The sequence below is a fragment of the Nostoc sp. KVJ3 genome, from assembly GCF_026127265.1.
Taxonomy (GTDB): Bacteria; Cyanobacteriota; Cyanobacteriia; order Cyanobacteriales; family Nostocaceae; genus Nostoc.
The window spans coordinates 2,912,025-2,925,046 of record NZ_WWFG01000002.1; the positions used below are offsets into that span (position 1 = coordinate 2,912,025).

At 42.3% G+C, this 13,022-nt stretch carries 8 protein-coding genes and 1 pseudogene; 8 read left to right on the top strand and 1 reads right to left on the bottom strand.

Annotated features, from left to right (window positions below; translation table 11 throughout):
• Positions 1–40: 40 nt before the first annotated feature.
• A complete protein-coding gene (locus GTQ43_RS28480; protein ID WP_265276028.1) occupies positions 41–934 on the bottom strand; it encodes an alpha/beta fold hydrolase in 894 nt (297 codons plus the stop codon).
• A gap of 219 nt (positions 935–1,153) precedes the next feature.
• Here GTQ43_RS28480 and GTQ43_RS28485 point away from each other — a divergent pair, with 219 nt between their 5' ends.
• From GTQ43_RS28485 to GTQ43_RS28520, 8 genes and pseudogenes are all read left to right on the top strand, one after another.
• Positions 1,154–1,465 carry a BMC domain-containing protein gene (locus GTQ43_RS28485; RefSeq protein ID WP_265276029.1) on the top strand — a complete coding sequence of 104 codons (312 nt, stop codon included), beginning with the start codon at positions 1,154–1,156 and terminating at the stop codon, positions 1,463–1,465.
• An 84-nt stretch (positions 1,466–1,549) separates the two neighbouring features.
• Positions 1,550–1,900: a carbon dioxide-concentrating mechanism protein CcmK gene (locus GTQ43_RS28490; RefSeq protein ID WP_265276030.1), complete on the top strand. Its 351-nt coding sequence runs from the start codon at positions 1,550–1,552 to the stop codon at positions 1,898–1,900.
• Positions 1,901–2,882: 982 nt separating this feature from the next.
• Entirely contained in the window at positions 2,883–4,070 is a 1,188-nt protein-coding gene (locus GTQ43_RS28495) for a HetZ-related protein 2 (RefSeq protein ID WP_265276031.1), read from the top strand.
• Positions 4,071–4,340: 270 nt separating this feature from the next.
• Positions 4,341–5,561, top strand: coding sequence for a pilus assembly protein PilB (locus tag GTQ43_RS28500; RefSeq protein ID WP_265276032.1), 1,221 nt, complete (start codon positions 4,341–4,343; stop codon positions 5,559–5,561).
• Between the two features lie 199 nt (positions 5,562–5,760).
• The gene (locus GTQ43_RS28505; protein WP_265276033.1) at positions 5,761–6,444 is read left to right on the top strand and encodes a Crp/Fnr family transcriptional regulator; all 684 of its coding nucleotides are present in this window, start codon (positions 5,761–5,763) and stop codon (positions 6,442–6,444) included.
• Positions 6,445–7,452: 1,008 nt separating this feature from the next.
• Positions 7,453–8,727, top strand: coding sequence for a lipid-A-disaccharide synthase-related protein (locus GTQ43_RS28510; protein WP_265276034.1), 1,275 nt, complete (start codon positions 7,453–7,455; stop codon positions 8,725–8,727).
• A gap of 328 nt (positions 8,728–9,055) precedes the next feature.
• The gene (locus GTQ43_RS28515; protein WP_265276035.1) at positions 9,056–10,804 is read left to right on the top strand and encodes an ABC transporter ATP-binding protein; all 1,749 of its coding nucleotides are present in this window, start codon (positions 9,056–9,058) and stop codon (positions 10,802–10,804) included.
• A gap of 311 nt (positions 10,805–11,115) precedes the next feature.
• A pseudogene (locus GTQ43_RS28520) lies at positions 11,116–12,896 on the top strand (M61 family metallopeptidase).
• Positions 12,897–13,022 lie beyond the last annotated feature (126 nt).

Consider the following 13,022-nt stretch of genomic DNA (forward strand, 5'->3'; position numbering starts at 1 on the left):
GGGCAATTCATGAATTGCCCCTACGCAAACTTTAATTTATTTACGCTTCACTACAAAAGTTTAAAATATGCTGCGCGGTGATTTGTGGTTGTTCTAAGTGAGGGAGATGACCACAATCTTGAATCCAGGTGAGAGTACTATGGGGAATTGCGCTTTTAAATTTTATCGCATCCTGAGTACCCAAAATCTTATCAGAATCACCCCACAAAATTAGTGTTGGCTGCACAATTTTTGATAATATATTTAATTTAAAAGCACTATAACCACCACTTTTGGTAAAAGCAATCAAAGCTTGATTCCAACTGGGCATTTGTAGATGTAATGCGCCACAACATAGAGCATCCGCAGACGCGAAACTTTGATTTTTATATCCTATGCGAGAAACGCGATCGCGCACTTTCAGATTACTCAAAAATCGAGTTGCTAAATAATCTAACGGGGGAAACATTACTTTACTTAACGGTGAACCACCCGCCAACCCTGCACTGTCAATTAATACCAGCTTTTTTACTACTTCCGGGTAAGTCAGCGTCAAATCAATCGCCGTTGCACCCCCCATCGAAGCGCCCACCAAAATTACAGGTTGGTTAATTAAGCTTTTCCAGAAATAATAAAGATGGGTTTTAATGGCATCTGGGCTATAAGCAATTCCTGAAAGTCTATCTGTAAACCCAAAACCCAACAAATCCGCAGCCCAAGTTTCATTATCCTGAGAAAGCAGTGGCAAAAGCCGCCTGAATTCTAGCACAGAACTGTCAAAACCGTGAATCAATAAAATAGGAGTTCCACCACTCCCTTGCAAGACATAGGTTGTGGTAACTGCTTGATTAATTAAAGGAGTAGCGATCGCAGCAGTTTGAATACTCTGAGCTAGTGCGATGGAGGCAGATTCAGTCAGTTGCCCAGCTGCTTTAGGAAGAAAATTCGGAAACATAAATTTCAGTTTATCGTACTAACTTGCTTCCAGCGATCGCTATTTTTGTTAAACAACAAAATTACACAAACCAATCCACAAAAATATTTTTAGACATATAGACGATTAAAACACTCCCCACTCCCCACTCCACCAAAGAAAGTTTTCCAAAATGTCAAAATTGGGACTAAAGACACGTACAATTGATATCGCCTATCCCTTAATCCAGGAGCTAATGCCATGCCAATGGCGGTTGGCGTAATTGAAACTTTAGGTTTTCCTAGTGTCTTAGCAGCAGCAGATGCAATGGTCAAAGCTGCCGCAGTCACAATTGTGTATTATGGTCAAGCCGAAAGCGCTCGTTTGTTGGTCGCCGTCCGGGGACACGTTGCTGAGGTAAAAAAAGCTGTTGAAGCGGGAATCGAAGCTGGAGAGCAAGTCAAAGTTGGTACAGTAATCACCCACTATATTGTTCCTAATCCCCCGGAAAACGTGGAAACCATATTACCAATCCATTTCACTGAAGAATCAGAACCTTTCCGTATCTTCTAAGCAATTTTGCTATCAAAATCTGTAGCGAAGCTTCGTGCAATTACCTTGTAGCCCCATATCGTTTATTCATACAGGAGATTAATAATGTCATTACAGGCAGTTGGAGCACTTGAAACGAAAGGTTTCCCTGCGGTGCTAGCAGCAGCAGATGCTATGGTAAAAGCTGGTCGAGTCACCCTCGTTGGATACATCAGAGTGGGTAGCGCCCGTTTTACAGTTAATATTCGTGGTGATGTTTCTGAGGTAAAAGCAGCTATGGCTGCTGGTGTTGAAGCCGCAGAAAATGTATATGGCGGTACCCTAGAATCCTGGGTGATTATTGCTCGTCCCCATGAAAACGTCGAAGCTGTTTTACCAATTGCTTACACAGAACAAGTCCAACAGTATCGAGAATCTCTAGAAAACCCCATTGTCAGATCGTCAAATAGTCGATAGATTCAAGCCTCTGCGGGGGAATTCCAAACGAAGAATCCCCACAAAGGAATTTATTGAGAAGTCTCTTGTCAGGCTTCTAACCATTAAAGCTTTTGGGTTGCAAACTTTTCTGTTTTTAGATTTTTTATAAATTGAATTTTGAAGTAGAGGGAAAGCAACCGTCAGAGTCAATAGTCAAAATCAATATTGACTGTTGACTATTCATTTTTAGCAATATCAAGGTTTTAAGAATAACTTGCCAATATTAGAGGCATAGTTATAGGTGAAGATAGTTTAAAAATTAAAATTTGATATCACAACCTACCAAACATCCTTTTAAAGGCTAATTCACGTATATACACTTAATTAAATCAAAATATATTACAAAATTTCACTTAATACATTTTGCTAAGGTTTGTCCCTCCCTAAGCATTCATTAACTACCCCGCCCTACAACGTTATCGGGCGGGGTTTCTACATCCCCACCCTGCTATGGCTGAGGGTGGGAAATTCCGCCGAATCGGTTAAAAATGAGGAAATTAAACCCATTTTAAGAAAGTTTGGGTTATTTTCAGGGAAAAATAGCATTAACACCAAGCGGATTGAAATTTAACAACAGATTGCATTTTAGAGTCTTGAAACTTATACAGGTAAAATAAAGTCTAATATTGAGTTAAATTAGATTCGTTCCTCGGCTTGGGTACAAAATATCAGATTTCCCTAACCCCTATCCATGCAAAAGTCTATTCTCACAACTCCAGACAGATTTTTGTTCTCATTTAAAAAACATAACTTTACAAAAAGTTAAAAATAACAGAATTGTCCAAAACGTATCACAGATAAGGGTTGGGGGTATTTTGTAATTAACAGCAAAACACCAATGTAAAAGTTTTTGCATAATTTTAGTGAATTAAGACGTAATAAAAGTGGAATCACTGAGATATTTTCATGAGTTTCATGAAATTAGGGGCAGCTGCCAGTTCAACAATTAGGTGAGATAAATGTGGGGGTTGTGATGCAAACTTCAAAATTGAGTTTCGAGGAGCGCAATCTCGCTATGACAAAGGATGTAGAAAAACTGGCTCTAGATTGGCAAAAGCGCTTGGCTGCTGAATGTCCAGAGCAAAATGAGACTGCTAGACAAAGTATTATTCTCTGGCTTTTAGGATCTGACTCAAAACGGTTTGATCTGTTGAACCCTAAAGAACTAGATATCGCTAAACAAGCGATGGAATATCGCTGGAGGATTTTACGTCAACGCTACTTAGGATTTGGGCGAGAACGTGCTTATCGCAACTTGATAATGCGACTGGGTAGTTTAGTGACATTACGGAATAAGATTCAGACTTGGGTTTCCCTCAGCCGCGATCGCCAGCGCAGTGTCATGGATGTATTGCAAGAAGTACTCCAAGAATTACTGCAAACTGATGCCTATATGCAGCAACAAATGGCTGACCTTGCCAAATATACAACCGATCGACGATTGGGAGATGCTCTGCTATTTGCCAGCATAGAAGAATATTGTCTGCGACCAGTACGCAATCAACCCCTATTAGCTTATCGGTTTGTAAATTACTTGCGTCGCACTCAGCGCGGTGGCTTAACCCAAGTGCCGAGCCGTGACTTGATTAGACTGGTTTCGGAGGAAGTTCTCACCGACGACAGTGATAATCGAGTTAACTTAGTCGATAGTCAGGCGATCGCAGAATATCAAGAAACACAACAACTAGAAGAACAACTTGCACTGCGTCAGTCAGTCCAAAAAGAATTTGAAAATTATTTACAAGAAAATCTAGGTACAGAAGCAGTCGAGTGGTTACGTCTGTATTTGCAAGGCAAATCCCAGGAAGATATTGCCCAAAAACTGAATAAGCAGACTAAAGAAGTCTACCGTCTACGAGAAAAAATTAGTTATCACGCCGTGCGTGTTTTTGCCCTCAAGGGGAAACCAGAGCTAGTAGACAGTTGGCTCTCGATTTCCTTGCAAGAACATAACTTAGGCTTAATGCAAAGCCAATGGCAACAACTTGATGAAAAATTGACTCCTCTAGGACGGCAGATTCTAGATTTGCGGAAAGCGGGTAACTCAATAGAAGCAACAGCCCAACAGTTAAAACTCAAAACCCATCAAGTATTAGGCGAATGGACAAAAATTTATCTTGCTGCCCAAGCCTTAAGAACCCAAGAGTAGCCAATTCAGGCGGTGGAAGACAAGGTAAATCGGGAGGCAGAGGGAGGGAGCAGGGAGCAGGGAGCAGGGAGCAGGGGAAGATAACGGAGAAGAATTAATAAATAACCAATGCCCAATGCCCAATTCCCTAATCTTTTATCTAAAATTCATTTTCTACTTACGTCTACTTAAGTAGATATAATTTAAAATTTAACAATTTTACAAAGTATCTTTATTAACTACCTACTAAACTAGAGGCAAAATATAAATAAACACTACGCAATCAAACCTATGTTGTCTTCAGAGGGCGAACTAAATAATACCGCAGCAAATGGACAGCAAATGCTAACTGCCGCTCAAGATAGGTGGGAAGAACAAGAGGAACGCGAGCAGATATTCCAACTAATTGATAATCTTTTGTCCTTTGAAGCTTGCCTCTACCACCAGATTTTGCCCTTTGGATTAGAAGACAAAAACCTCTTGCTAGGTATGGTTCATCCACAAGATAGTGAAGCACTAGATTATGTTGGTCGCATTTTGTCTTATATCAATTGCACAATGGTGATTGAAGCGATCGCAGCCGACGCTCACCGCAGAATCCTATCAGCCTACCTCAACCATAAAAATACATCCCAGCTTGATGCAAAACTTATGCATCAATCAACAGCAGATTCTCCCCAACAAAATGCTGACAAACCTATTTCCTCCCTAGATGCCGACTCAGAATCAAATCAGAAACCAATATTGATGGCGTTTCAGACACAAAATCGTCAACATTCTGGGCAACGCGTAGACTTGACTCCTATCCCAGAGCTAGATCAATCATCTCAAACTACGAGAATTCAAGAGGACGAGATATCCGTTGCAGCAGCACCAAACAATTTACCTATTTTGCCGACACAAGTTCCCGAACTACTTAGTCCTATTGAGTTACTGCCAACACTACCACCCAAAAAATTACTAGAAGAACTACTAGGGCGAATTTTGGGTGGGGGAATTGGTCGCCTGTATTTAGAAAGACAAGCTTACGAAGGCAGGATACTATGGAGTGACAATGGAATCTTACAGTCTGTATTAGACAAACTGCCACTCTCTGTTTTCCAAGGAGTACTGAATGAATTAAAGCGATTTGCTTCCTTACCTCTGACCACGGTTACAGAACCAAAACAGGTAGAGCAGGAATACATATATCAAAAAAATCGCTTATTATTACGCTTGCGAATCATGCGAGGAATTTATGGCGAAGAGGCAACACTCCAAGTCTTACGGGGAGCAGCATTAAAATTCTATCAACAACAACAATTGACGCGCCTGAGCCGCGATGCTTTAGGAATTTCTCAGCAACTAAGTTTCAAGTTACACGAACTACAAGAACGGCTTTTACTAAATTCCAGCCTTGACTCTCAGCAATCAGAGGCAATAGTAGCCCTGAATCAATTAGTGAAAAATTTAGACCAACAGATCAAAATACTGGCACTAGATAGTAATCCACCAACAAACAGCAAATCATAAGTCTGTCAGTGAAACCGCTGATTTCGAGCGCATACATAATTGTTATGTTGTAATAGAATTCTAGACCGATAAACCTTAGAGGTTCAGATCAAATAAACACAAATTTTGCGATCGTATTCTGAGTAAGATTACGGTTTAAACAAACTTATAGTAGCCAAGTTAGTTTCCCGCTCTTAAATCCATTTGTTGCAAATATTTCATGCTAACTGAGGTTTTTAGTGAACTTTTCCCCTTAATGAGTACAGCCAACCCACAGACCTTGGAATGGCTGCTCAACGTTGCAATTGAACATGAATATCCATCTGGGCGAGCCGTTGTGATGGAAGATGCCTGGGGTAATGCCGTTTACTTCGTGGTTTCTGGTTGGGTCAAAGTCCGGCGTACCGTCGGGGAAGATTCAGTAGCTTTGGCAATTTTTGGTCGTGGCGATTTTTTTGGAGAAATGGCAATTTTAGATGAATCTCCACGCTCAACCGATGTCATTGCCCTTTCACCCGTAAAGTTGCTTAGTATCTCCAGAGAGCGTTTTATTCAAATATTGTTTAAAGACCCGCAGTTACATCACCGGATGTTGCAACTGATGGTGCGGCGATTGCGGCAAATTAACCAGCGCTTACAAATGCGGTCTTCACCACCAGCAGTCAAACTCGCCCATACTCTAGTGACTTTAGGTGAAAGCTATGGTCAGGAATCAGACTTAGGAAGAGAAATTTTTAACGTTCCCTTTAAAGATTTAGCAGAGGTGACAGAAATTGGTGTTGATGAAACCACCAAAATCATGGAAAAATTGCATGAAAAAGGGTGGATTAAGATTGATAGCGCCAATAACATCAATTATCTTGTGAACTTCAAACAGTTGATTAACTTGGCTGGCAAAGTGTGATTGCTTTATTTATTCAGCGATACAAATTTTGGCATTAAATATAAGTCAACCGACAATAGGCTTCGGTTGACTTGCTTATTAGCGCTCTTTTATCAAGAAAGGCAGAGGGCAGGAGGCAGAAGGCAGAAGGGAATACTGCCTCCTCCCTCTGCCTGTGACTGAAGGGAACTTGGGTATAAAACCCCACCGTCTATACGGTGCTTACAATTGGTTGGGGTCTGAATCCCCAACGAAAAAGTTCCTTCTGCCCTCTGCCCTCTGCCTTCTGCCTTCTTCAAGACTCTAATGAAATGTGAGTTCGACGAACCTCTCCCTGCCTTGAACTAAAGTTCAAGTCTGTCCCTCTCCGACTCGGAGAGGGACGGTTTTGCGTAGTAAAACCTCTTAGTGGTCTTTTTATTCGACTAATTAGGCAACATGATATGAACTTGGGGGTTTCCCCCATGAGCGACTGCCATCCCGTCGCCTCCCAACGGCAAGGGCGAGAGGTAACATTGCAGTTTAAGCTAAATTTTCTGGTAAGCGTAAAGCTAAGTCACTTGAATACTCAGATTAAGCGATTAGTGCGGTTTTAACTGCATTGAATATTTATACTTTTTTAAGACTTACGCAAAAACTCTCTGAAACTCTTATTTCTTTGTGTCCTTTGCGTCCTTTGCGGTTCGTTTTTTCATGATTTTGCGTAAGTCCTGTTTTTAATAGGACTTACACAAAATATATCTCAAACTCTGATTTCTCCGTGTCGCGCCAGTTGCTACAAGTCGGGGAACCGCAAGGGCGCACTGGCAACTCTATTGCCTCTGCGATTCGTTATTGCGTAAGTCCTATTTAACTAAAATTACGCCAGATATGTGGCTGGCTGTATTTAGCTGTGGATGGATGTTCAAGATACGGGTATAGAAATCCTCAGTCCCCATTCTCTTTTACTCTCTTGCCCTACTGACCTAATGTAGATTTAAAATCTTCTTACCAAGCAAGCATTTTAGACCTATCCAAACACCAAGATAGATGCCTTCTAAACGAATCTTGTTCATCAGTAACGGCCACGGAGAGGACAACCACACCTCTCATGTTATTCAGACTCTGCGCCAATTGTGTCCTTCTGTTGAGATGGCGGCAATGCCGATTGTGGGGGAAGGAAAAGCTTACCGCAGCTTAGACATTCCCATTATTGGGCCTACACAAATAATGCCCTCTGGCGGATTCTTTTACATGAAGCGCCTTTATTTGCTCAAAGATTTTCAATCAGGATTGATTGGGTTGACGTGGCGACAGTTACAAGCGGTGTTGCAGTATGCTTCTAGCTGCGATTTGATTATGGCTACTGGAGATTTTGTCTCCCAGACATTTGCTTACTTAACAAATCGCCCTTTTGTCTCGTTTATCTCTTGTCTTTCTGCCCTCTATGAAGGGCGATTGCGTCTCAATCCTCTGCTATGGCACAATCTGAATTCTTCTCGATGTCTGGCAGTTTTCACCAGAGATTCTTATACAACTTCTGACCTCAAACGGCAAGGTATAGCTAAAGCTCAGTTTGGTGGGATTCCAGCTTTAGATCGGCTCGTCCCCGTTGGCAAAAACTTGTACTTGAAACCGGACATTCCGACGATCGCTCTTTTGCCAGGATCGCGGATGCCGGAAGCAGCACGAAATTTCTGTTTGCAGTTGCAACTGGTGATACAAATTGCCAAGGTGATGCCTGAGTCAGGATTCCAGTTTCGCGCCGCCTTGATACCAAATTTGATGGAACAACTAGACGACATTGCTAAAAGTCAAGGTTGGCAGCTGACTCAAGGCATACTCACCTACTCTCTTCCAGGAAGTTCTGCTGAGGAGTTACCACTTGTGGAAGTGAGATGTTACTCAGATGCTTTCAGTGATATCTTATCTTACTCTAACCTTGTCATTGGCATGGCAGGGTTAGCAGTGGATTTAGCAGTGGCGATCGGTAAACCAATCATCCAAATTCCTGGACAAGGGCCTCAATTTACCTATCAATTTGCAGAGGCGCAAACCCGATTATTAGGCATTTCCGCCCAAACCATCGGCACTGGGCCAGCAACCCCTGAGATTCTCAAACAAGCGGCTCAACGAGTAGTCGAGACTTTACAAGATGTAGACTACCTCGCTAAGTGCCAAGAAAATGGCCCTGAGCGATTTGGCTCGGTCGGTGCATCTGAAAGAATAGCCCGCTTTCTGCTGACCTCTCTAGGAGAAAGCTACGGTGTACATACAAGTCTAGAAACTTCATCTGAAACTTGGTTTCGTTGCCCTAACCTTTAAATTCTGGCAAGAAGTAGAGTTTCTAGTCTCCCAAAATTTGGGTATTTATCGAGTTAGAAGAGGGAAAACCGATGCTGGCGATATTTGTGTTTACACCGTAGCTAGGAGAAAGTGAGTTGAAATTTTGTCAGAATTCACCTGAATTCTGACAAAATTGCTGCTTCTAAATTTCAATAATGGCGTTGCTGATTGCGGGATGAAAACGATTGTGCATTGCGGTGAAAAATCCTTGTAGAGACGAAAAATTTTACGTCTCTACATTCAAGTTCATACCTCGATTCAGCAACGCCCAATAATGAAGGTAAGGATAACAATACACAATTGAAATATGAAAGTCCGCTCTAGCTACTGGCAACTGTTACCTTATCTATGGCCCCAATGGCCGCTGTTAGTTCGGGGATTTGCTTGTATCTTAGGATTTGTGTTGCTCACCTTAGCACTGCCCTACATAGCAGGTCAGGTCGCTTTTTTGGTCGGTCAGGGAGATGTTAACCAGATTGCCTATTGGCTCGGACTAGCTACTTTGGTATTTTTGGTTCGAGGGCTTTGTCAATACGGGCAGAATGTCTTTATGATCGCTGCCGCTCTGGAAATGGTTTTAAACTTGCGTAAGCGAGTCTACGCCCACTTGCACAAACTTGGATTGGATTATTTTGAAACCACACAGACGGGCGATCTCACTTATCGGCTGACTGAAGATATCGATCGCGTCGGCGAGATTGTGGATAAGTTATCCCATCAGTTTCTTTCCAATCTCTTGCAGTTAATTGCGATTCCCATTTACATGCTCTACCTGAATTGGCCACTCACCCTTGCTGGCTTGATTTTGGCTCCCTTGATGGCTTGGTTAATCGGGCAATTTGGTCAGCGATTACTTCTGCTATCTCGCCAGAGTCAAAATCAGGTTTCCAATTTGTCGGCGCTACTCACTGAAGTATTTAGTGGGATTCGCGTCGTTCAAGCTTTTGCGGCGCAAGGGTATGAAGTTAAGCGATTTAATCAGGAAGCAGAACGCAATCGCCAAGCTAAGTATCGCGCTTTACAACTCAAATCTATTCAGTTTCCCGTTGTTGGTTTTTTAGAAGCAGTTAGTATTATGCTGCTGTTTTTATTGGGAGGATGGCAGATTTCTCAGAATCAGCTAACATCTCAAGGATTTATCAGTTTCTTAGCTGCTGTGGCTTTACTGATTCAGCCAATCGACCTGTTAATTAGCAATTATAACGAGTACAAACAGACTGAGGCTTCTGTAGAACGCATCTTTGAATTGATGGCGAAGCAGCCTAATTTAAGCGAAAAATCGAATGCGAGAGAACTACCGCGAGTTGCTGGCAAGGTAGAGTATCGTCATGTCAATTTCGCCTACAATCCCGGCCAGCCAGTTCTTAAGGATCTCTGTCTGCACGCTTCTCCTGGCAATGTCATCGCCTTGGTTGGTTCTTCTGGGGCAGGGAAATCGACATTAATTAACCTTTTACTTCGCTTCTATGACCCCCAGGCGGGTGAAATTCTGATTGATGATATTGATATTCGCGATGTCACACTCACTAGCTTGCGCCGTCAAATTGGCATTGTTCCCCAAGACGTTACTCTTTTTTCAGGAACGATCGCTGCAAATATTGGTTATGGTCAGGAAGAATTAGATTTAGCAGCAATTGAAGAAGCGGGAAAGATTGCCAACGCTCACTCCTTTATCACCCAATTTTCCCAAGGTTATCATAGCTGGGTCGGTGAGCGGGGAGTTAACCTATCTGGAGGACAACGCCAAAGATTAGCGATCGCTAGAGCGATTGTCAACGATCCTCGAATTCTCATCTTGGATGAAGCCACTTCTGCCTTAGATTCGGAATCAGAAGCACTCGTTCAAGACGCGATCGAGCGAGTCATGCAAAATCGCACTGTGTTTATTATCGCCCATCGCTTGAGCAGCGTTCGTAGGGCTGACTGTATTCTCGTATTAGAACAAGGACAGTTAGTTGAAACTGGTACTCACACCTCCCTCCTGTCTCAAGAAGGACGCTATGCCCGTTTTTATGCCCAACAGTTTTACTCTACAGATGAGCAAGGGAATAGGTAGAGACGCGATTAATCGCGTCTCTACGGGAGGGGAAACCAAACATCAGAAGATTTTGCTGCGTTGACGTAGTCTGTCGTAGACATCGCAGACTGCTAAACATGGCTGAAATACCCAAATTGTATGTAGTAATTATGTACAATGCATAAGTAATATATTAATTATGCAAAAGAAATAAACTGTAATCTTTATTTGAGAGCAGACGGATTTATCCGTGGGGTCTTAACTACTAAATTACTTTCTTCTCTACGAAATGCGCCGCGATCGCAGCGGGGTATAGCCCATCAACAATTACAATTACCTCAGCAAATAAGATGACTGAAGCAACAGCAACTCGTCCCAATACCTACGTCGAGGAAACTGGGCCAACAATTCATTACCTGGTGGCAATGTCCCAACCAGAAAATCATCTATTTGAGGTGACTTTACGCCTTATCAATCATCCCTCACCGATTCTCGATTTAAAATTGCCAGTATGGACACCTGGTTCCTACTTAGTCCGGGAATACGCTAAGAATTTACAGGATTTTGGGGCTTTTGCAGAGGATAAGCCTTTACCTTGGCGGAAAATCAGTAAAAATCACTGGCAGGTAGACAAAACGGGTGTTTCAGAATTAACTGTACGTTACCGCATTTTTGCCAATGAGCTATCAGTACGGACAAATCACTTAGATGGCACCCACGGTTATTTCAATGGTGCGGCACTATTTTTTAGAATACCGGGCTGGGATAAGTTACCCATTCGCGTCACCATCGTACCACCCCACCCCAATGGCAGGTAACTACTGCTCTACCTCCTGTTGGTAAAGAAACAAATACTTTCTTGGCTGGCGATTTTGATACTCTGGTGGATACTCCCTTTGAGATTGGTTGCCACCAATTGTATAAATTTGAAGTCTTGGGAAAACCCCATGAATTGGCAATTTGGGGACAAGGTAATTACCAAGTTCAGCAGTTGATTGCTGATATCCAAAAAATTATTCAGGTAGAAGCGCAGATGTTCGGCGGTTTACCTTATGAACGATATGTGTTTTTGCTACATTTATTTAGCCAAGCTTTTGGCGGTTTGGAGCATAAAGACTCTTGCTCGTTAATTTACCAACGTTTTGGATTTCGCACTCAGGAAAAATACGATCGCTTTCTCCAATTAGTTGCGCATGAGTTTTTTCACTTGTGGAATGTCAAACGAATTCGCCCAAAGGCTTTAGAGGTTTTTGATTACGACCAAGAAAACTACACACCATCATTGTGGTTTTGTGAGGGGACTACTAGTTACTATGATTTGTTAATTCCTTTGCGGGCAGGAATTTATGATGTTAAGTCGTATTTGAATAACTTGAGTAAAGAAATTACCAGATATGAAACGACACCGGGGCGCAAAGTACAACCCGTTTCTGAGTCGAGTTTTGATGCCTGGATTAAACTCTATCGCCCCGATGCTAATAGCGGTAATTCCCAAATTTCTTACTACTTAAAAGGAGAAATGGTATCGTTGTTGCTGGATTTACTGATTCGCTCGACTCACGACAATCAGCGTTCCCTCGATGACGTGATGCTGAAAATGTGGCAGCAATTTGGCAAAGATGAAATTGGCTATACCCCAGAACAATTGCAAGAAGTTATAGAATCTGTTGCCGGAATCGATTTGACTGATTTCTTTAAACGATACATTGATAGTATTGATGATTTGCCTTTTAATCAGTATTTAGAACCCTTTGGCTTGCAGTTGGTAACTGAACAGCAGGAAGAACCTTACTTGGGCGTGAGAATAAGTACGGAAAATGGGCGAGAGATGATTAAGTTTGTAGAAACTGATTCACCTGCACAAATAGGGGGAATTGATGCAGGTGATGAGTTGTTAGCAATTGATGGGATTAAAGTAACGGCGGGTAGTTTAAGCGATCGCCTGAAAGATTACCAACCAATTGATACCATCCAAGTCACAGCTTTCCACCAAGACGAACTGCGTACTTATTCCATTACCCTCGCGTCACCACATCCCACTCGATATCAGGTAAAATCTGTTGACCATCCTAACTCCACACAACAGAGAAACTTTGCTGCATGGCTTGGAGTTGCGATCGCAACTGTTTAATTTAGGGAATTGGGAATTGGGCATTGGGTATCGAAAAGAGGCAGAGGGGCGGGGGCAGGGATTCAGAGGGGAAAGAGATAAAATTATTATTCTCCCCCTTGCCCCCTGCTTCTTCCCCATTCCATC

Coding starts and splice junctions, on each gene's coding strand:
- GTQ43_RS28480 (WP_265276028.1), bottom strand. CDS start 934: ATGTTTCCGAATTTTCTTCCTAAAGCAGCTGGGCAACTGACTGAATCT.
- GTQ43_RS28485 (WP_265276029.1), top strand. CDS start 1,154: ATGCCAATGGCGGTTGGCGTAATTGAAACTTTAGGTTTTCCTAGTGTC.
- GTQ43_RS28490 (WP_265276030.1), top strand. CDS start 1,550: ATGTCATTACAGGCAGTTGGAGCACTTGAAACGAAAGGTTTCCCTGCG.
- GTQ43_RS28500 (WP_265276032.1), top strand. CDS start 4,341: ATGTTGTCTTCAGAGGGCGAACTAAATAATACCGCAGCAAATGGACAG.
- GTQ43_RS28505 (WP_265276033.1), top strand. CDS start 5,761: ATGCTAACTGAGGTTTTTAGTGAACTTTTCCCCTTAATGAGTACAGCC.
- GTQ43_RS28510 (WP_265276034.1), top strand. CDS start 7,453: ATGCCTTCTAAACGAATCTTGTTCATCAGTAACGGCCACGGAGAGGAC.
- GTQ43_RS28515 (WP_265276035.1), top strand. CDS start 9,056: ATGAAAGTCCGCTCTAGCTACTGGCAACTGTTACCTTATCTATGGCCC.